19 protein-coding genes are annotated in these 21,162 nt (G+C 42.4%); 8 read left to right on the top strand and 11 right to left on the bottom strand.

Annotated features, from left to right (window positions below; translation table 11 throughout):
* Positions 1 to 7 precede the first annotated feature (7 nt).
* From ABIC84_RS24755 to upp, 9 genes are all read right to left on the bottom strand, one after another.
* Entirely contained in the window at positions 8 to 1,330 is a 1,323-nt protein-coding gene (locus ABIC84_RS24755; RefSeq protein WP_426582053.1) for a hypothetical protein, read from the bottom strand.
* Positions 1,323 to 2,066: a type III pantothenate kinase gene (locus tag ABIC84_RS24750; RefSeq protein ID WP_426582055.1), complete on the bottom strand. Its 744-nt coding sequence runs from the start codon at positions 2,064 to 2,066 to the stop codon at positions 1,323 to 1,325. The genes ABIC84_RS24755 and ABIC84_RS24750 overlap by 8 nt, the downstream gene beginning before the upstream one ends.
* Positions 2,066 to 2,758, bottom strand: a complete 693-nt coding sequence (gene purQ / locus ABIC84_RS24745; RefSeq protein WP_413321905.1) for a phosphoribosylformylglycinamidine synthase subunit PurQ — start codon at positions 2,756 to 2,758, stop codon at positions 2,066 to 2,068. Before purQ ends, ABIC84_RS24750 begins: the two co-directional genes overlap by 1 nt.
* A 100-nt stretch (positions 2,759 to 2,858) precedes the next feature.
* The gene (locus ABIC84_RS24740; RefSeq protein WP_429265318.1) at positions 2,859 to 3,845 is read right to left on the bottom strand and encodes a DUF6427 family protein; all 987 of its coding nucleotides are present in this window, start codon (positions 3,843 to 3,845) and stop codon (positions 2,859 to 2,861) included.
* 62 nt (positions 3,846 to 3,907) lie between these two features.
* Positions 3,908 to 4,897: a glycosyltransferase family protein gene (locus ABIC84_RS24735; protein WP_426582059.1), complete on the bottom strand. Its 990-nt coding sequence runs from the start codon at positions 4,895 to 4,897 to the stop codon at positions 3,908 to 3,910.
* A 122-nt stretch (positions 4,898 to 5,019) separates the two neighbouring features.
* Positions 5,020 to 5,874, bottom strand: a complete 855-nt coding sequence (locus tag ABIC84_RS24730; RefSeq protein WP_176627810.1) for a UDP-2,3-diacylglucosamine diphosphatase — start codon at positions 5,872 to 5,874, stop codon at positions 5,020 to 5,022.
* Positions 5,875 to 6,127: 253 nt separating this feature from the next.
* Positions 6,128 to 6,661 carry a DinB family protein gene (locus ABIC84_RS24725; protein WP_090534942.1) on the bottom strand — a complete coding sequence of 178 codons (534 nt, stop codon included), beginning with the start codon at positions 6,659 to 6,661 and terminating at the stop codon, positions 6,128 to 6,130.
* Positions 6,658 to 7,362, bottom strand: coding sequence for a YjjG family noncanonical pyrimidine nucleotidase (locus ABIC84_RS24720; protein WP_274990204.1), 705 nt, complete (start codon positions 7,360 to 7,362; stop codon positions 6,658 to 6,660). The genes ABIC84_RS24725 and ABIC84_RS24720 overlap by 4 nt, the downstream gene beginning before the upstream one ends.
* A gap of 127 nt (positions 7,363 to 7,489) precedes the next feature.
* Positions 7,490 to 8,134, bottom strand: coding sequence for a uracil phosphoribosyltransferase (gene upp / locus ABIC84_RS24715; protein WP_426582063.1), 645 nt, complete (start codon positions 8,132 to 8,134; stop codon positions 7,490 to 7,492).
* Between the two features lie 132 nt (positions 8,135 to 8,266).
* Here upp and ABIC84_RS24710 point away from each other — a divergent pair, with 132 nt between their 5' ends.
* From ABIC84_RS24710 to ABIC84_RS24685, 6 genes are all read left to right on the top strand, one after another.
* On the top strand, positions 8,267 to 8,764 hold the full coding sequence (locus ABIC84_RS24710) for a GNAT family N-acetyltransferase (protein WP_090534938.1): 498 nt from the start codon (positions 8,267 to 8,269) through the stop codon (positions 8,762 to 8,764).
* Between the two features lie 10 nt (positions 8,765 to 8,774).
* A complete protein-coding gene (locus tag ABIC84_RS24705) occupies positions 8,775 to 9,254 on the top strand; it encodes a MarR family winged helix-turn-helix transcriptional regulator (protein WP_354485670.1) in 480 nt (159 codons plus the stop codon).
* 106 nt (positions 9,255 to 9,360) lie between these two features.
* A complete protein-coding gene (uvrB, locus tag ABIC84_RS24700) occupies positions 9,361 to 11,385 on the top strand; it encodes an excinuclease ABC subunit UvrB (RefSeq protein WP_091174530.1) in 2,025 nt (674 codons plus the stop codon).
* 162 nt (positions 11,386 to 11,547) lie between these two features.
* Positions 11,548 to 11,802: a DUF4834 family protein gene (locus tag ABIC84_RS24695; protein ID WP_121234093.1), complete on the top strand. Its 255-nt coding sequence runs from the start codon at positions 11,548 to 11,550 to the stop codon at positions 11,800 to 11,802.
* A gap of 16 nt (positions 11,803 to 11,818) precedes the next feature.
* Complete coding sequence (locus ABIC84_RS24690; RefSeq protein ID WP_429265317.1) at positions 11,819 to 12,115, top strand: hypothetical protein; 297 nt, start codon at positions 11,819 to 11,821, stop codon at positions 12,113 to 12,115.
* Between the two features lie 85 nt (positions 12,116 to 12,200).
* The gene (locus ABIC84_RS24685; protein WP_429265316.1) at positions 12,201 to 14,684 is read left to right on the top strand and encodes a hypothetical protein; all 2,484 of its coding nucleotides are present in this window, start codon (positions 12,201 to 12,203) and stop codon (positions 14,682 to 14,684) included.
* Between the two features lie 147 nt (positions 14,685 to 14,831).
* On the opposite strand, the gene ABIC84_RS24680 is transcribed toward ABIC84_RS24685, so the two are convergent.
* Positions 14,832 to 15,584 carry a glycosyltransferase family 2 protein gene (locus ABIC84_RS24680; protein ID WP_429265315.1) on the bottom strand — a complete coding sequence of 251 codons (753 nt, stop codon included), beginning with the start codon at positions 15,582 to 15,584 and terminating at the stop codon, positions 14,832 to 14,834.
* A complete protein-coding gene (locus ABIC84_RS24675) occupies positions 15,577 to 16,860 on the bottom strand; it encodes a glycosyltransferase family 4 protein (RefSeq protein ID WP_429265314.1) in 1,284 nt (427 codons plus the stop codon). The genes ABIC84_RS24680 and ABIC84_RS24675 overlap by 8 nt, the downstream gene beginning before the upstream one ends.
* A gap of 37 nt (positions 16,861 to 16,897) precedes the next feature.
* Between ABIC84_RS24675 and ABIC84_RS24670 the strand changes: the two genes are divergently transcribed.
* Positions 16,898 to 20,107 (top strand): S41 family peptidase, encoded by a 3,210-nt coding sequence (locus tag ABIC84_RS24670; RefSeq protein ID WP_429265313.1) that lies wholly within the window; start codon positions 16,898 to 16,900, stop codon positions 20,105 to 20,107.
* A gap of 90 nt (positions 20,108 to 20,197) precedes the next feature.
* Positions 20,198 to 21,070, top strand: a complete 873-nt coding sequence (locus tag ABIC84_RS24665; RefSeq protein ID WP_429265312.1) for a CPBP family intramembrane glutamic endopeptidase — start codon at positions 20,198 to 20,200, stop codon at positions 21,068 to 21,070.
* Positions 21,071 to 21,162: the final 92 nt, after the last annotated feature.

The following is a 21,162-nucleotide window of genomic DNA, read 5'->3' as shown; positions in this document are numbered from 1 at the left end:
CAGCGAATTAGTCGAATTTATACTTGGTAAACCACTTATCGTTAAGGGTAAAGCCAAGGTGAATGTTAACGTAGTTTTCTTTAACCAAACCGTTAACCAACGAACCGCGCTGTCCTATTTCTGCCGCGATATTAATTTTATAGTAACTGCCGTTATTTGAGCGTAAAGGCAAACCTACACCTACTGTACCGGCATAACGTTTAATGGTAGTACCGTTAATGTGCATATAAGTTTGATCATATATAGCACCTATGCGATAATCGACAGTGGCAAGATAGTTTCTGATGGTTGATATGTTTGGGGTATATGAACCACCGATATTGAAAGTTTTGCTATCCTGTAAACCCTGGTTTACGCCGGCAATTGACAAGTCGGACCATTTACCCATGGAGTAATCGGCACCAACCAAAAATTTACCATCGCTTTGAAAAGAGATCCCGAACCTGTTGATCTGCGGTAATTTTAATTTTGATTTAGGCCCGGTTGTGCTAACCACGCTATCGGCAGCTACGTTCTGGTTGCCGTTTGCGTCATTAAAATACTGGCTAACAATAAAGCTGCTTTGCGTGTGCAGTTTTGTACCTGCCGATGCCGAATAGCCAAATACAAGGTGCTTGGTTTCAGAAAAATCAAATGAATACTGCAAGCCGTAATCATAGTTTATACCGCCTATGGCATTGCTCGATTCAATTTTTGAGTTGATAGCGCCTGCCAGGCCGGGAATTTCGGTTGTAGCGATATCTTTAATATTACCAAATATATACGATACGTTTGCACCTAATAACAAGTGTTTACCGATGCCGAAACCATATCCCAAATATGCTTTTGATAAACTACCATCACCGCTGTAACTGTAATTTGTTACGTTGGTATCGGCAGGTGAACCCGAGGTTCCTAATTTATTCACCGTTTTTTTAAAATTATAGCCGCGCTCGCTGTATGGCAATAAACCAAAGCTCAATGCAGATCGTTTTGAAGTTGGGATAGCGAACGCGATATGGTTAAGCCTGAAGTTGCTGTTTTTTTGGCTTGCCGAACCGGTTTGCGACAGATTTAAAAAATTTGCATATAAGCCAACATCAATGGTTGTAAGATTAATGGCACCGTATGAAGCCGGATTTATTACGTTGATATTGTTAAAAAGGCTTATCCTGTTTGTAGCTACAGCTATACCGCCCATACCTATGTTTTGGCCCATCAGTTGAGGATCAATATCACCAATACCGTAACGTGAATATGGAGAGCTTGAAGTTGCCGTTGATTGCGCATGTGCTGAAAAAGCGGCAACAGCCAATAAAAGTGTTATAAAAAACCGGGTATATTTAATCATTATGCTTTTGTATAGCTGCGTTTAATCCTTTTAAAACCAAATATGGTTCAATTTTTATGTAGCGGGCAAAGATGCTATTTTTCAATAGAGTATCAAAAAAAATGCTGTCGCCCCCGCTTAGTATAATGTTCAGTTGCCCGTCGCCGGTTTTATAACTTTCAATAAAACCGGTAAGCTCATATTTTATTCCGTTTTGTACTCCCGAACGGATGGCTGTGGTTGTATTGTTTCCGTATGGCGTATCAAAACCGGCATCGGGTTCAACAAGCGGCAAACCTGCCGTATAATTGTTCAAAGCCTTATAACGCATATTTAAGCCCGGCGATATGCTGCCGCCAAAATAATTTCCTGCGGCGTCAACACCATCATAAGTAATGGCCGTGCCCCCGGTTATTACCAGGCTATTTTGCCCCGGGAATATATGATATGCACCAATAACAGCTGCCAGCCTGTCGGGCCCAAGGGTTTCAGGGGTTAAATAATGGTTATTTATTCCGCTTGTCATTAATGTATTAAAATGCGTCAGCGAAATTTTTTGCCCCAGTCCGGCCTGCCATGCTTCTGTATTTTTTTTTACCGACGATATGATTGCCTTAACAGGATGGTATTTGTTAAGCAAAGCATCCAGTACCGGCATATCAATGGTTTCAAATTGGCTAACCTCAAGTATTTCATCCAGTTTAAAAACGGCGATTTTGATGAGTGTATTACCAATATCGATAACCAGGCTGGTCATCAGGCCCTAACTATTGATAATATTGATTCAAAAATAGCTAAACCATCTTCATTGGCTAACAAGCCATCGGCAGCACGTTCCGGGTGCGGCATTAAGCCAAATACATTCCTGCTCAGGTTTGTAACACCTGCAATGTTTTCCAATGATCCGTTAGGATTTGCATCAGCGGTGATATTGCCGGCCTCATCGCAATACCTGAACATTACCTGGTCGTTATCGTTAAGGGCTTTGATCACATCGGCATCAGCAAAATAGTTGCCTTCACCATGTGCAATCGGGATCCTTAAGGGTTGCTGCGGATCAAGCTGAGCGGTAAGTAATGATTGTGTTGTTTGCGGTTTTAAGTAAATGTTGCGGCAAATAAATTTGCGATTGGTGTTGTGCAATAGCGCGCCTGGCAACAAACCGGCCTCGGTCAATATCTGGAAGCCATTGCAAATACCCATTACATAACCACCTTTGGCTGCAAATTGGATAACCTCCTGCATAATTGGCGAAAAACGGGAAATAGCGCCCGAACGCAGGTAATCGCCAAATGAAAAGCCACCGGGCAAAACAACAAAGTCAACACCCTGCAGATCATGATCTTTATGCCATAACCTTACCACTTGCTGACCCATTACTTTCTCTAATACATATATGATATCTTCATCACAATTAGAACCGGGAAATATAACTACTCCAAACTTCATCAGAATTATTTTTTAAATTGGGGTTGAACCTAAATAGCTTATTATATAGTTTCAGGCTACAAAACTAACATAACCGCCGAAATAAGGACGAATGTAAAAGTTAAAATTTGTTAAACTGAAAGTAAATGATGCTGATAAACAACAACAAATACAGTATTTCATAAAACCAGCGCTTGGTTGCATACAAAAAATAATAGGCAAAAAACACCGTTACCGGCACTGCACAAAGCAAAAAATGGCTCAGGCGAAATTCCGAATTGAGATAAAATGATAGTGCTGTGATCAGAAAAATAAAAAACAAAAGCTGGAATGTTTTACGGATCTGCACATAACTTTTAAAGAAATTTTGCTGCAGCTTAAAAAAACAAAGTACCAATATTAGGATAACAGGCGCCAGCAGCAGGTAGTTGTAAGAATTTATGCTGATGTGATCGGGAAACTTTTTACCTAAGGGCGACCAGATACGGCTAAACCGGGGCAGCATATCATTCATAAAATAAATAACCGCAAGGAAAAAGAAGACGGTTACATAACCTAATATCGAAATAACCCATTCGCGCCAGTTAAACGGCCTGAATATCATAAGCGCTATCCATATAACCAGGAACAAATAAATAAACGGAAAATAAACAAGCGATCCCACCGCTACGATCAAACCCAGATCATAAGTTGTTGACTTAACATCCTCTCCCTTATACAGGTTGAATAATTTAAACAACATCCAGATAAGTAAGAAATTACATAAAAGCGGGGCGCTTAAAGTTAAAAAAGGCGTAAACAAGCCCGAAAGCGTGATATACATCAGCGCCGGCAAAAAGGTTGGCTTGCCTAATAAATTATGATGATTAATTAACGAATTAAGCAATAAAGCTTGTATAAATACAAGCCCGCCGGCCAGTATCACATTAAGCAGCGGCGAAAACGCGTATTCATATTTTACCGGTACCAGCAGCCGCGCAAAGGGTTCTACAAAAATAAACTCAACCTTTTCGGGAACCTGCACCATGAAACCTATCCGGAGCACGAACAGCAAAATAGCCAGCCATATAATATTAAGGGGATTATAGTTCCTGAAAAGATTGATCATATGTGCGGCCGTGTTTGCGGTTGCAAAATTAGCAGAAAAACAGCTTAAGTTGCAATGCTTTACTACCTTCTATACTGCTTTACCAGTTTATCAACAATAGCGGCGGTTTCATCCGGAAAATCAACTACAATCTTTTTACTGTCGTTGATCCAGTGGTTTAAATGGCTGTTAAACTTATCATTTATTTCGCTCACCACCGGAACACCCAACCTGGAGGCCGAAAGCGCGTTACACTGTTGTTCGTATTGCCCTTTCATGGGTATCATCATTACCTTTTTCTGTAAAAACAGGGCCTCGGCGGGGCCTTCAAAACCGCCCCCGGTAAGCAAACCCGTGCAGCTTGCCAGGCTTTTGTTAAAAGCTTCATTATTTACGGGGAAGATCTCCACGTTTCCTGATTTGTATGCATGCTTTTGCCGTTTTGAAAACACCTGCCATTTAACCTCTCTTTCGGCACTTAAATATTTCAACAGGGTTTTGTCATCATAGGCCGGCAGGTAAACTGTATAATGGCCAAGGTTGGAGGTTTCCATCTGCCTGATCTCACCGCGGATTACCGGCGTATTGATAAATGTATCATAGCGCTCAAAATGAAAACCAACATGATACGTAGTGGGCGAATAATTTTTTAAAAGCCACTGTGCAAAAGGATCTTTTTTTTCGGGCCGGGGTGTTTTGGGTGATACAAACGAACACTGGTGACTTAAGGATACTGAAGGCACACCACGCAATTTGCAAGCCCAGGCGCTTACAGGTTCAAAATCGTTTATAATGAGGTCGTACTGCTTTAATGGCAGGCTCCGCAAGTCGCGCTGAAACTGACGCAGGTTCATGATCTTCCAGGTAGCCCAGTTATCCACGCCGCCATTGGTACCAAATACAAAGCTTACACCATGAAAGCGATATTTCAGGGGTTGTGATAATGATACTTCGGCTTCGGTGCCGCTTACCAGCAAATCAACCTCGCCGTATTGTTGCAGCAGGGGCACAATTTCCCTTGCCCGGCTTATATGCCCATTACCTGTTCCCTGTATACCAAACAGTATCTTCATTAAAATAAATTCTTTTCAAAAGGATGATGATTATACCGCGCAGGTACAGCGGACACGCTGATTTGTCTGCACCAATATTCAGGGGCTTAATTTAGTAAAGAAAAATGTTTTCGGTAAGTAATTTAATCGTGTTCGTGTTTAAAGCGTTCCAACAAGTTTTTAACATCGAGCATAGCGTTCAGATCTTCCGAATCGGTTTTGTCGTCTTCATCAGCATCTGTATTGAAATCATCCGGCTTGTATTTAAACACCTCCCATTTGCCGTTGTGATATTCAAGAGCGCTTAAACTTTCTACCCAATCGCCCGAGTTGAGGTAAAGTACCGAGCCTGTATTTTGTGTAGACTTAATTTCCCTGATTTCGGCATGGTGAATATGACCGCAGATCACGTAGCCATATTGTTTATCGACAGCCAGATCGGCCGCGGTTTGCTCAAACTGGTTAATGAATTTTACCGCTTCCTTAAAACTGGCTTTCACCTTTTGCGAAAAGCTCATTTTTTGCCTGCCAATGGCGGTAAGGAACCAGTTTACAAAACTGTTGATCAAAATCAATGTGTCATAACCAACCGCCCCGAGTTTAGCCAGCCATTTGGAATGCTGCATAGTAACGTCAAACACATCGCCATGAAAGATCCAGGCTTTTTTGCCATCGATATTTAACACGAGCTTATCAAGCAACTGAAAAGTGCCCATGTTAAAATCGGTAAACTTGCGCAGCATTTCGTCATGGTTGCCGGTTAAATAATAAACCGGGATGCCATCGGTAACAAACTTCAGGATGCGGCGCACTACTTTCATGTGTGCCTCGGGCCAGTATGATTTACTAAATTGCCAAATATCAATAATATCGCCGTTAAGGATAAGGATTTTGGGCTTGATGCTTTTTAAATATTTAAGCAACTCTTTTGCGTGACAGCCGTAAGTACCAAGGTGCACATCAGATATTACTACAATATCAACTTCGCGTTTTGCCATTAAATTAAGGGGGCTATTTTACAGGCCGGCAAGATATGCCGGAAAACAACATTGTTATTAATAAAGCAACGATTACTCGTCGTCCTCATCTTCGTTAACCGTCAATTCATATGGACTTGCATAGAAGCAGCCGACCAGGATCAGCAACCCTATAACTACCAAATAAGCATACTCAAAATTCATCACAAAGATTTTTACAAATGTCTGAAATTTAACATTATCCTACTGTTAAGACTACATTAAATATAAAAGGTTACTTTGCTGTATTAAATTTATTTTTGATCCTGTTAAGTTGTTTCAAGTGGTGCTGTAAATGAATGCGGATAAACTTAAACCATTGCCTGGCATTAAGCATTCCCATACGCGGGTGCTTGTATCTGTTAGCCGGCGATGATTCGGCAATAAGGGGCATAGTCGTTTCAACCCGCTTGCGGCATTTGATGATCAGGTTTTTGGCATCTTCCTTACTGATCTTATTGGCGGCCATTTTATCGCTTACCGCATTGGGGACTGTTGTTTTAACCGGCGGAAATTTACCTAACAACAGTAAGATCCGGCCTTCCCAATTAATGCCTTTTTTAGTTGGCTCGCAATTGCCGTGGGTGCAACGTTCAAGCGCGATTGATGAACCCAGCGTAGCCTGCATAATATGGCTGTAAACCTCGGCAAACGACCAGCCGCCATCCTCCGGGGTAACGTCAAACAACTCATCGGGGATAACATCCAGTTGTTTGCGGTATTCATCAAGGGCCGCATCAATAGCTTTACGTTCTTTGGCGATACTCATAAAAGTAAAGTTAACTCTTTTAAATGAGCAATCTGCACCGGCACATCCTGAGGCTTTTCCGCATTAAAAGGATTAAAATATATGGCATCCATCCCAAAACCAAGCGCCCCGCGGATATCAGCTTCAATGCTGTCGCCGATCATCACACTTTCTTCTTTCGATGCCCCGGCCAGGTCCAGCGCATGCTGAAATATGGCCCTATCGGGCTTGTTCACACCTACATCTTCGGAGATAATGATATGCTGAAAATATTTTGCAAGATCGGTCCCCGCGATTTTTATCCGCGTTGAATCTTTAAACCCGTTCGAGATCAGGTGCAGGGTATATTTTGATTGCAGGTATTGCAGTGTTTCGTGCGCATGCGGAAACAGGTTGGTTTTGGTGGGGCAAAGCTTTACGTAAGCATCCTCAAAATCAAGCGGCATCAAATCCGGGTGCAGGCCAAGATCAGTAAAAGTTGATTTGAAGCGGGCCTCGCGTAACTCATCTTTAGTTATCTCACCAATATGATACTGCGCCCAAAGGCGGTGATTATTACGGGTGTAAGTTTCGATGAACAATTCGGCAGATTGCAGGCCAATTTCGCCAAGCTGGTGAATAACATATAACTCATGCAGGGCCTCTTCGGCATTTTTATCGAAATCCCAGATGGTATGGTCGAGATCAAAGAAGATGTGTTTATACTTTATATCGGATTTCATTTTTATTTGGGATTTCGGATGTTCGATTTCGGAATTTTTTTATTCCTTGATTTAAAAATCGAAAATTCAAAATTAAAAAATCTTAATTACTAAATCCGAAATCGGACATCCGAAATCCCAAATCAAATCACGCTTTTTCCCCAAATGCCAGGTCCCCCGCATCACCTAAACCCGGTACGATATAAGCTTTGCTGGTCATCTCGTCGTCAACAGCGCAGAGCCAGAGCTTGGCTTTTGGGAGATTGGCCTTAACATGCGCCACACCTTCGGTGCTGGCAATTACAGCGGCAATGTGCAGCTCCTTTATTTTATACTGCGCCATCAACTCCTTACAAACCGTTACAATACTTTGCCCGGTAGCCAGCATGGTATCGCACAAAATAAAGATCTTATCATCCAGGTTAGGGGTTGAGATATGATCAACCTGGATCAAAAAGCTGCCGTTGCGCTTCACTTTGCGGTAGGCGGTAATAAATGCAGAGGATGATCGGTCGAAAAACTGCATAAAACCCTGATGAAAAGGCAGACCGGCGCGCAATATAATACCCAACACCGGTTCATCGGCCGGTATATTAACACTGGCTGTACCCAAAGGGGTTTGAATTTCTTTGGTTTCGTAATGTAATGATTTGCTCAACTCATAAGCCAGTATGGCTCCTAACCTTTCCTGGTTCTGCCTGAAACGTGCCTTATCCTGCTGAATAACGGCATCCCGTAATTCGGCAAGGAACTGGTTGGCAATGGTATTGGTTTTATTGAGGATAAAAATCATGCTTAAATTTAAGCGTTTTTGAGCAATAGTATCACTATTTGTTTATTAAATGTCATACCGCACTACGGGAAGGATAATAAATTTTGAATATATGTAGTTAACTACGTAGATTTGTACATAAATATTAAAGTTATGGATACTACACCTGTTATCAGCTCACTCAACAATACTTATTGCCAGCAGATCATTGATATCATTTTACCAATTCAGCAAATTGAATTTAATGTGCCTATCACGCTTGAAGCCCAGCCCGACCTGCTTGATATTGAAACCAATTACCACCAAACCGGCGGAGATTTTTGGGGAGCGATATATAACGAACAACTTGTTGGCACCATTGCCCTTATTGCTTTTGATAACAATGCGGCGGCCATACGCAAAATGTTTGTGCTTAAAGAATACCGGGGAAAGGAGCTGGGCATCGCGCAGTTACTGCTCAATAATCTCATTGATTATTGTAAACAAAACAACATTGCCCACATTTATTTAGGCACAGTTGAGATGCTGAAAGCCGCTCATCGCTTTTATGAAAAAAATGGCTTTACACGCCTTGCCAAACAGGATTTGCCCGAATCATTCCCACTTATGGCTGCGGATACTATTTTTTATGAATTACATTTGAACAATTAACAGCGATATAATGAATGTTATTGACGAATCGGGAATTTTAGCAATTTCAACAAGGTTGCAGCGCCTGGCCGAGCAGTTGCGCAAAGATGGTGTGCTCGTATACAAAGCCAGTAATATTGATTTTGAACCCAAATGGTTTCCTGTTATTTACACTTTACACTTTAAGCCGCTTTTAAGCGTAGTGGAAATCGCCGCTGAAATTGGCTACACCCACCCTTCAACCATCAGTCTTTTAAAGGAATTGGAAAAAGAGAAATTGATCCGATCAAAAAAGGACAAGGCCGACGAAAGGAAGCGTCTTATCATGTTAACAACAAAAGGCCAGGAACTTATTGAGCGGATGAAACCCGTTTGGGAAATTATGAAAGCGGCCGCCGCGGAAATTGCCGACACCCAAAACAACCTGATGAAGGCTATTATTGAAGCCGAAGAGAAATTAAAGCAGCAGAGTTTTTTGGATAGGGCGTTGCGTTTAAAGGCGGAAATGTAATTTATTACCCTCCGCACAACAATGTTGACATACGGTTGTCATTACCATGTACTTATTTTGATTTGCAAACCCTGTTTCTGGATTATTTGTATTTTTACATAACAACATGGATTTTCAATTAACATCTCAATATAAACCAACCGGCGATCAGCCTGAAGCTATAAGGCAGCTGGTTGAAGGTATCAACAACGGCGACCCATATCAAACCCTTTTGGGGGTTACCGGATCGGGCAAAACCTTTACGGTTGCCAATATTATAGCACAAACACAAAAACCTACGCTGATCCTGAGCCACAACAAAACATTAGCGGCACAGCTTTATGGCGAGTTTAAGCAGTTCTTTCCCGAAAACGCGGTGAACTACTTTGTGTCGTACTATGACTATTATCAGCCGGAGGCATTTATCCCTACAACAAATACCTACATCGAAAAGGACCTGCAGATAAACGAGGAGATAGAAAAGCTTCGTTTACGTACTACTTCGGCTTTAATGTCGGGCAGGCGCGATGTGATCGTGGTATCGTCTATATCCTGCATTTACGGCATGGGCAACCCCGATGATTTTGCCGACTCGGTTTTCAAATTTGCCGTAGGTACCCGTATCAGCAGGAATGCTTTTTTACATCGCCTGGTCGAAATTTTATACGCCCGCACCACTGCCGATTTTAAACGAGGAACATTCAGGGTGAAGGGTGATACCGTCGATATTTTTCCGGCTTACCTGGATTATGCCTACCGCATCTCCTTTTTCGGTGATGATATTGAAGAGTTAAGCGCCTTTGATATTGGCACAGGTAAAACCATCGAAAAAATGACACACATGGTGGTTTATCCGGCCAACTTGTATGTTGCCCCCCGAGAGCGTTTCCTGCAGTCCATCTGGGCGATACAGGAAGAGCTGGAAACCCGCAAAAAACAGTTTATTGATGACGGCCGATTCCTGGAAGCCAAAAGGCTGGAAGAAAGGGTTAATTACGACCTGGAAATGATCCGCGAGTTGGGTTACTGTTCGGGCATCGAGAACTACTCCCGCTTTTTTGACGGGCGCAAGCCCGGTGCGAGGCCGTTCTGCTTGCTCGACTATTTCCCGGAAGATTACCTGATGGTGATTGACGAAAGTCACGTAACCGTTCCGCAGATCAGGGCGATGTATGGAGGTGACCGTTCGCGCAAGATCTCGCTGGTTGACTATGGCTTCCGCCTGCCGGCAGCTTTGGATAACCGTCCGCTTAATTTCCAGGAATTTGAAAACCTTGCTCCGCAAACCGTTTATGTAAGCGCCACGCCAGGCGATTTTGAACTGGAAAAATCGGGCGGTGTAGTGGTTGAACAAGTGATCCGTCCTACCGGTTTGCTTGATCCGGTGATTGATGTTCGCCCGGTAATAAACCAGGTAGATGACCTGCTTGACGAAGTAGATAAAACTATTAAAAAGGGAGACCGCGTACTGGTAACCACCCTCACCAAACGCATGGCCGAAGAACTGGCCAAATACATGGACCGGCTGGGCATTAAATGCCGCTACATCCACTCGGAAGTGAAAACCCTGCAGCGTGTAGAAATTTTGCGTGGCTTACGCCTCGGCGAATTTGATGTATTGATAGGCATCAACCTATTGCGTGAAGGATTGGATTTACCGGAAGTATCATTAGTAGCCATTTTAGATGCGGATAAAGAAGGTTTCCTGCGGTCAGAACGTTCACTGATCCAGACTATTGGCCGCGCTGCCCGAAACGATCGCGGCCGGGTTATTATGTATGCCGATACCATAACCGATTCGATGCAGATCACGATGGACGAAACCAATCGCCGCCGCGAAATTCAGATTGCGTACAACACGCAACATGGCATTACACCGCTAACTGTTGGGAAAACGCGCGAGGAAATTATGGAGCAAACCTCGGTGGTCGACTTTAAAGGCGGTGTACAGCAGGCTTATGTGGAAACCGATACGCTAACCCTTGCCGCCGATCCGATAGTTCAGTATATGACCAAAGCCGACCTGAAAAAATCAATCGACAACACCAAAAAAGATATGCTCGCCGCCGCCAAAAACATGGATTTCCTGCTGGCTGCCAAACTGCGCGACGAAATGTTTGCTTTGGAAAAAATGATGGAAGAGAAATTTTAATTTGAAAATTTATTGATTTGAAGATTTGAAAACGACAATATTCACATTTTCAAATCTTCAAATTGCTTTATTTTCAAATTAAAACGCCATCAGCTATCTCAAATCATAATAAAACATTTTTACCGTTATATACCTTATATTTGTAAGCTCAAAATTAACAGTATGATTCTCATTCGTTTTCTGATCATATCTATTTGTATATTATACATTATCCGCAGCCTGGCACGTTACCTGCTGCCATTTCTGTTTGAAAGTGTTGTAAACAAAGCTCAACAGCAATATCAGCAGCAACAACGTAATTATAACGAAGGCCCAAAACCTGATGGAAAAATCAGGATTGACCATGTACCGCAACCTAAAAAAGGCAGTGTGCCCGACAGTGAAGGTGAGTTTGTTGATTACGAAGAAGTAAAATAAACCTAATCAATAAATCATGGACACTAACCCGGTATTTAACAGGCGTCAAAACCACAATAACACGCCCGAGTCTATTACGCTTATCATTACCAACGTAATCGTATTTATAGTTGCTACTCAAATTTTTGCTAATTGCACTAAAATTAGTACATTTTACTGGGTTGTTATGGGCGCATTGGGCGTTTACAACTTTTTCAACATCCGCAAATACCGCGAAGATTACGGCAAGGCGCAGGTTATTGCTTACGTAATATCTATCATTGTGCTGATTGCCATGTTTTTCCTGCTGCGCAGCCGTGCGCAAACCTGTTAAGTTATTCCTTAACAAAACTTATAATTCCTATTCTCATTGTAATTTCTATTTTTGAGGAATATAATATCCATTTCAAAAAACTTAAATGAATAACTGGTTTAAGCGTAACGGCATTCATTTTGCCATAGCTGCAATTTTTTTAGTGATCTGCTTTATATTTTTAACCCCGGCTTTCCAGGGAAAAACATTAGGCGGCAATGACGTTACAAGGGCACAATCAACCCAAAAAGAAATCAACGACTACAAGGCTAAAGACACTACCATACTGTGGACCAACCAAATCTATGGCGGTATGCCTACCTACCAAATATGGGCGCCTTATAAAGCTAATTTAACATCATGGGTGGTTACTGCCATAAACTACACTTTCCCTGCTCCGGTTGGTACAATATTGATGTTTTTATTAGGTACTTACTTTTTATTTATAGTTTTAAAGGTTAACCCCTGGCTTGCGGCGGCGGGTGCAGTGGCGTTTACCTTTTCATCATATAATATTATCCTGCTAACTGCAGGGCACGCCAACCAGGCATTCGCAATAGCGTTTTTTGGGCCGATACTTGCCGGGATTATCCTTACCCTTCGCGGTAAATACTTATTAGGTTTTTCTGTAACAGCTTTATTTCTTGCTTTGGAGATCAGGGCTAACCACGTGCAAATGACCTACTACCTGATGCTGGCCTTATTGATCATGGTTGGCATTGAACTTTACCATGCCATCAAAAACAAAACCTTAAATGCCTTTTTAAAATCGTTAGGTTATGTTGCTGGCGCAGTTCTATTGAGCGTAGCCGTGAACGCCTCTATCCTTTGGAGCACAGCCGACTATGGCAACGAAACTATTCGTGGCAAATCAAATCTTACTCAGCATACTTCAGAACCAAGTAACGGCCTTGCTAAAGACTACGCTTATGAGTGGAGCCAGGGTGTGGGCGAATGTATCACATTCCTGATTCCTGACGCATACGGAGGAGGCTTTCTTCAAAAAAGCAATAGCGCTGATTCACATGTAGTTAAAACTTTAACAGAAAAAGGAAGTGATCCAAATCAGGCTGTCGAAATTTCGGCAAATTATTTACCATCTTACTGGGGGAACAAGCCCTTCACCGGGGGGCCGTTTTATTTTGGTGCTGTAATTTGCCTGTTATTTGTATGGGGCTTAATGATAGTTAAAAACCGTATCAAATGGTGGTTACTTGGCGCTGTGGTTTTAACCATGCTGCTATCTTTCGGCCGGAACTGGCCTTATGTATCCGATCTTTTCTTTAACTACTTCCCGCTTTACAATAAGTTCCGCGCGGTTGAATCAATACTGGCAGTTGCAGGTTTCTGCTTCCCAATCCTTGCTGTGTTGGCAGTTAACGAGGCTATTGTAAATGAGGACAAAGCAAACCTGTTCAAAAAATTAAAAATCGCATTTTATATTACAGGTGGTATTGTATTGATTGTAGCTGTGGTGCCTTCACTGCTTTTGTCTTTCAGCGTAAGTGAGCAGCAGGCCGGTGTTATTGCACAAATAGGCCAGGCGCTTAAAACTGATAGCTCAGCCCTTACCCGCGCTCTAATTGCCGACAGGGAATCAATGGCGCAGGCCGACGCCATCCGCTCACTTATATTTATCGCTATTGCATTTGGGATTGCCTGGGCGTTCCTTAAAAAGAAGATCAACCCAACTGCTGCATCACTTGCTTTCTTAGCCCTGATCCTGGTTGACCTTTGGGGTATTGACAAGCGCTATTTAAATCAAGACCACTTTGCGCCGAAACAGGATAATGAAACGCCACAGCCGCGCGAGGTTGACCAGTTTATCATGAAAGATAAAGATCCTGATTTTAGGGTGTTTGACGCCACACAATCAATCAAAGGTGATGGTCTTACACCATTTTTCTACAAGTCATTGGGTGGTTACTCGGCAGCAAGGCTAAAACGCTGGGAAGAGCTTGTTGATAATCAGTTAAGCAAAAGCATTAACCAGGATGTTTTGGATATGATGAACGTTAAGTACATTATTAATTCTGATCCAAAAACCCAAAACGTAGGTATGCAGGTAAATCAGACAGCCTGCGGCCATGCATGGTTTGTTAAGAGCATTAAATATGCTGATAATGCCGACCAGGAAATGGTAGCCATCAGCAGTTTTACACCAAAAGATGAAGCTATTGTTGACAAACAATATAAGAGTGTAATAGATGAGAAAACCTTGGGTGCAGGTGCCGGCGAAGGTAAAATTGAGCTTACCAGTTACTCGCCCGATCATATGGTTTATCAAAGCGGTTCTACTGCATCGCAAATCGCTGTATTCTCTGAAGTATATTACAATAAAGGCTGGAAAATGTATATCGACGGTGTTGAGAAACCTTATTTCCGTGCCGATTATCTTCTGCGCGCAGCTCAGATCCCAATCGGTAACCACAAAATTGAGTTTATTTTCCATCCGGCTTCATACTACACCGGCGAGAATATTTCATTAGCTGGTTCAATCCTACTGGTGCTTGCCTTAGGTGGTGCCGCTTATACCGAAAACAAAAAGAAAGCTCCGGCTGCAAAACCGGCGGATAAGAAAAAAGCATAATCGGCTTAATATTTAAAAGAAGCGATGGGCAATGCTCATCGCTTTTTTTGTGGGATTTTCTTTCCAGACTTACGAAGTTTCAAAAACTTCGTAAGTCTTCAGTTGCCCTAAGGTAGCCCCTCATACTTGCACCCAAAAAATAATTGATTAATCATTCGTCCTTCTGTTCCTTAACCAATACCAGCCTAAATTAAAGGCGATGACAAAATGATTCAAAATGGTTTGGGCCAAGCCATAGTTACGCTTCATGATCTCAAAGCGTTCCATTAAACTTTGGCGGTGCTTTTTCTTCGACATGCCCCCTACCAGGTATTTGGCCACATATCGATTAACGTTAACGATCTTTTTAGCTTTTTTGGCCGCGCGGATTATCCAGTCGATATCCGAACTCAATTGATATCGGCGGTCATAAGGTTCGGTCAGTGAGCGCCTGATATAAATAGCCTGGTGACTAATGCTCATGCCGTATTTAAAACCGCGCCAGGTAAACTTAGCTGGAGCCTTATGCCGGCGCTGTCCTAAACTGCTGCCGTCATCGGCGATCATTTCTGTCTCACCATAATAAATGTCGGCATCTTCTGCAGAAGCAAAAACAGCGGCAACGGTTTCATTGTCGTAAAACTCATCCCCCGAATTCATGAAGATCACGTAGTCACCTGTTGCCAGGGTAAGCCCCTTGTTCATCGCATCGTAAATGCCTTCATCCTTTTCGCTGATGAATTTTGCTATTTTGCTTTTATATTTATCAATTACCTGTAAAGTGCCGTCGTTAGATAAACCATCCACAATAACATACTCAATATTGGTATAGGTTTGATTAACTACCGAGCGGATAGTACGCTCGATATCTCTTACGTTATTGTAAACAATGGTGATAACGCTTAATCGTGGATTAAACATTATTACCTCCCTTGCTCACTAACCTTTGATATACTTCGATATGTTTTTTAGCGATCACTTCTTCCGAAAAACTATCCATAATGGTTTGCCGGGCCTGTTGGTTCAACTTGTCCCTTTCAGGATGCTTAATAATCCACTCCATGCCATCAGTAAAACTTACGGATGAACGATAGGTTGCCAGGTAACCACTATGCTCATGCCGCACCATATCCGGGATGCCACCTGTAGTAAAAGCGATTACAGGTGTACCGCAGCTCATACTTTCCATTACGGTGTAAGGTAAATTATCTTCAAGGGATGGGATTAAAAAAGCATCGGCGGCTGCATAATGTAGGGCCAGTTTCTCATCGTTATTGATGGTTCCTAAAAAACTGGTTTTAAAAGGAAAGTCGGGCAGGTTTTCTGTGCCCCGGTTGCCGAACACCACCAGTTCTATCTGGTCTGTCTCTGCACCTAAACGCTGTCTTAGTAATTCCATACTTTCCAACAGGTATTGAGTGCCTTTATGCAAATCTTTACGCGATGGCATAAAGCCACTTAAAAAGATAAATTTATCCGTCGGCAGGCCCGCTTTGGCTTTTGCTTCCTTTTTGTCTATCGGCTTAAAAACATCCGTTTCCAGCGTATTTGGAATATTACTTGTGGCTTTGCCCCGCATCAAACTGCTTTTCTTTACAGAAGCTTGCATCCATAAACTTGGGGCGATAATGTTGAAGTCGAGTTGCTGGTAAGCTTTGTTTTTTTGCTGCCAGATGCGGTGCGAAATATCGTTATCCCCTGCATTGATCAGCAGCGGGCAGTCACCGCATTGTTGCTGATAATGATCGCAGGTATAACGCACATGACAACCACCGGTAAAGGCATTACTATCATGAAAGGTCCACACCACAGGCTTGCCCAGCTTTCTAATTTCGGCTATATGTTTAGGGTCCAGAAAACCGTGATTAATCCAATGCAGGTGAATGATATCGGCGTTTTTAACATCCGGATGATTAACTACCGAACGGCCAAACCAGGTAAAGGAAAAAGGTGTACGGCTATCAGGTCTTAGAAACCTTTTGGCCAATATTCGCTCCAGAATGATGGTTGCAGCCGTATACGACTTTTGGATGATACTGCGGTTAAAAGTCTTGATATCAGGATTATTTCCAAATTTATAATGTACTATAATTTTAGAATCGATATTTTGGCTAAGTAATGCCCGGTTAAGGCGCATGCAGGCCCTGCCCGCGCCGCCATTACCGTCATACGTATTGAGGTGCACCACTTTTAACATGGCTCAAAAATACATTTATTCATAAAACTTAAACCATATGAAGAAACTATACATCGTATTGTTTTTGGCAGCACTGTGCCAAACCAGCCTTAAAGCCCAAACAACCGGAAGCTATTTTACATCTAACCCAACCCTAACACCCGATGGCAAAACTGTAATTTTCAGTTACGAAGGCGATCTTTGGAAAGCCGATATCAACAGCACAGCCGCCACGCGATTGACCGCCATGCAGGGTGAAGAAACCAGTCCGCGGGTATCGCCCGACGGGCAATGGCTGGCCTTTTCATCAAACCAGTTTGGCAATAACGATGTATATGTAATGCCCCTCGCCGGCGGCGATATCAAACAGCTTACCTATAACGATGCCGGCGATAATGTGGATTCCTGGAGCTGGGATTCGAAATCCATTTACTTTAACTCAAGCCGTTACAATGGCTTCAGCGAATACAAAGTAGCAGCTACCGGCGGAACACCCGTTAGGCTGTTTGGTCATTATTTTAATACCATACACGGTGTTGTTGAGCATCCGCAAACCGGCGAGCTATTTTTCAGCAATACCTGGGAGAGCATTTATTTCCCCACCCGTAAGCATTATAAAGGCGCTTACAATCCCGATATTCAATCATACAATCCTAAAACCAAAGCCTATAAAAAATATACCGACTGGCAGGGCAAGGATTTCTGGACCACCATTGATCAAAAAGGCAATATCTATTTTGTATCCGACGAGGGCAACGAAGAATATAACCTGTATACCTTTATCGATGGTAAAAAAACCGCGTTAACCCAGTTCCCCACCTCTCTCAAACGCCCGCAGGTAAGTGCCGATGGCGGCAAGGTAGTGTTTGAAAAAGATTACCAGATTTTTGTTTACGATGTGGCATCCAAACAAACGCAGAAGCTAAGCTTAAACCTGTTCCGCAATAATGTACTGCCCAAAGACCAATCGTTTGAAACAGGCGGTAAAATTGAAGGGGCAGCATTATCACCCGATGGCAAAAAGCTGGCTTTTGTATCCCGCGGCGAATTATTTGTAAGCGATGCCGAAGGTAAATTCGGCAAAAAACTGGAGCGTAATACCAGCGAACGCGTTACCGAAGTAAGCTGGATGAGCGATAACAAAACCCTCATTTTTGGTCAAACCCTGGGTGGCTATCCTAATTGGTACACCATAACAGCCGACGGCAGTGGCGCCGAAAAACAGCTTACCACAGATAAAGGCAGCAATCGCCTGCTGAGCATGAATAAAGACCGCACACAAGCCATTTATCTGAGCGGCCGTAATGAACTGAAACTTTTGGATCTGAAAACACTCACATCAAAAACTATTGTTACCGATGAGTTTTGGGGATTCTACAACCCTCCTCCTCGCTTTTCGCCAAATGGCGAGTACGTGGTATACAACGCTTACCGCAATTTTGAGATGGACGTTTTTGTTTATGAGATAAAAACCGAGAAAATACTGAACCTTACCAATAGCGGTGTTACAGAATCGGCGCCATTCTGGTCGCCGGATGGTAAGTATATTTATTTTACATCATCCCGTACACAGCCCGAGTATCCTTATGGCTCAAAAGATGCTCACGTTTACCGCATGCCTTTGCAAAAGTATGACGATCCTTTTAAGATGGATAAGTTTACGGCCCTGTTTAAAGAGGAGAAAAAAGACGACGATAAAAACAAAAAGGATAAGGACAAAAAAGCGTCTAACAAAAAGAAACCTTTATCTGAGCAGCCAACGCCTAAACCGCCTGCCGATATTGTGATAGACACCGAAGAACCGATGAAAAGACTGGAACGCATCAGTCCGGAGTTTGGCCAGGCGCAGGGCCCCTATGTAATTCAAAAAGGAGATAAAACATTGGTATACTATGCCTCAAACCATAGCGAAGGTAAGGGGGCGCTTTACCGTACCACCCTTGAAGCTTTTGAAAACCCTAAAACTGAAAAAGTTGGCAACGGCGACTTCGGCAATTACAACATTTTTGGCAACGGTGATAAATATTTTGTACTGGCCGGAGGCAATATCTACACCCTAAACATCGATGCTAACAAAGTGGATAAGTTAGATATCAATTACAGCTTTACCCGTAACATGGCCGGGGAATTTACACAGATGTTTGATGAAACCTGGGCCGGACTGGATGAAAACTATTACGACGGCAATTTCCACGGGGCCGACTGGAAAAAGGTTCATGACAGCTATAAAACATTTGTCCCTTATATTAATAACCGGGCCGACCTGCGCCTGTTGTTGAATGACATGCTTGGCGAGCTTAACTCATCGCACCAGGGTTTTTACTCAAATGGCAGCGAGGAAAAGAAAACCATCTCTTACCGCACTATGGAAACCGGGATCATTTTTGAGAACGATTCGCCATACAAAGTGAGCAGTATAGCTATCCATAGTAATGCCGATAGAGCCGGCATCGACGTAAAACCGGGCGATATATTAAAAGCGGTTAACGGTATTATTGTTGATGAAAAGCAGGACCGCAACTATTACTTCAGCAAACCATCACTTGACAAGGAAATTGAGCTAATCTTTAATCGTGGTGGAAAGGACGTTAAAGTAAAACTTCATCCAGAGTCAACCGGTGACCTGTCGGGCAATCTTTACGACGACTGGATCAAGACCAATGCTAAAACAGTTGCAGAAAGAAGTAAAAACCGCATTGCCTATTCATACATGAAAAACATGGGCGATGGCGCCCTGGAAGATTTCCTGGAAGATATGGTTGATGATGCCTACAACAAAGATGCCCTTATCCTCGACCTGAGATATAATACCGGCGGTAACGTACATGATAATGTTTTAAAATTCTTGTCTCAAAAACCCTATTTGCAATGGGCTTACCGCGACGGTAAAAAAACACAGCAATCAAACTTTGCACCTGCGGCCAAACCGATCATCCTGCTCATGAATGAGCAAACCCTTAGCGACGGCGAGATGACCTCACAAGGCTTTAAACAACTGGGCCTGGGCAAAATTATCGGCACCGAAACCTACCGTTGGATCATTTTTACCAGTGGTAAAGGTTTGGTTGATGGATCATTCTACCGTATCCCTGCCTGGGGTTGCTACACGCTCGATGGTAAGGATATTGAAAAAACAGGCGTAACACCGGATATTTATGTAAAAACAGATTTTGCGGACAGGATAGAAAATAAAGATCCGCAATTGGATAGGGCTATTGAGGAGATTTTGAAACAGTTGCCTCCTGCTACATCAAAAGGAGAAAAATAATCTGTTCATATTTTATCGAACTATTTTTTAATTTTAAATTGGCTGGTCGTTTATCATGACCGGCCAATTTTTTTCCTAAACAATCGCAAAATGTCTGAAGTAACAAACACTGAAACAAGTGCCGAAGGGCCTGAAAACATTACTCATATTCCGAAAATAGCCTACCCTAATATAACATCTATTGTAAGACTATTTTTCATGTACCTTGTTTTTCTGATCATCGTTATAATAACCGCGGGCATTGTATTTATGAATACTCCAAAAGAATTTCCGGCGGTGAGATCGATATTCAAAGTATTGACGAATGCTGCTCCTGTACTAATGGCAATACAGTATACTTTAAAAAGGAGTGAAAAACAACAAGGTTATCCATCAACCATAAATTACAATAAAATTGAAGGGTGGCTTATCCCGGTGCTGATTATAGCGGCAACAGCATTCTCAATCATTTTAGAACGAATTTCGGTATTGCTACCAATGCCTTTGAAGGTTCGGGAGATATTTGAGAGGGTGTTCACCAAAGATCTGTTCTCGTTCATGAGTGTTGTTATTATAGCTCCAATCGTAGAGGAAATATTATGTAGGGGCATTATTTTAAAAGGATTATTAAAAAATTATGCCCCTAACAAAGCCATAATCATTTCTGCGATCCTTTTTAGCGTACTGCACTTAAATCCCTGGCAGGCTATTCCAGCATTTTTCGGGGGCTTATTTTTAGGTTGGATCTATTATAAAACGCAATCCGTAATTCCGGGAATGATTTTTCATGCTGCCATAAATACTACAGGATTTGCATTTTTGTTTTTAGGGAACTCCAAACAAGACCTACCTGATATTTTTGGAAAGATGTATTATCCGGTTCTGTTGATTTCCGCATTAGTTTTCACTGTATCATGCATCTTCATCAACAAAAAAGTGAAGGTTGCCGTAACCAACCAATCTCTAACCACTAATCTCCAATAACTTATTTAGAACTTATCCAAATAACATTTGTGTAAAGCACTGAGGGCTTTCAAATGTTATTTTTTGTAAATTCGCCGCTCTAAGGCCAGTTA

It is taken from the genome of Mucilaginibacter sp. 3215, assembly GCF_050433785.1.
Lineage (GTDB): Bacteria > Bacteroidota > Bacteroidia > Sphingobacteriales > Sphingobacteriaceae > Mucilaginibacter.
The sequence above is the reverse complement of the archived record's forward strand: the minus strand, read 5'-3'. Positions and strand labels throughout refer to the sequence as shown.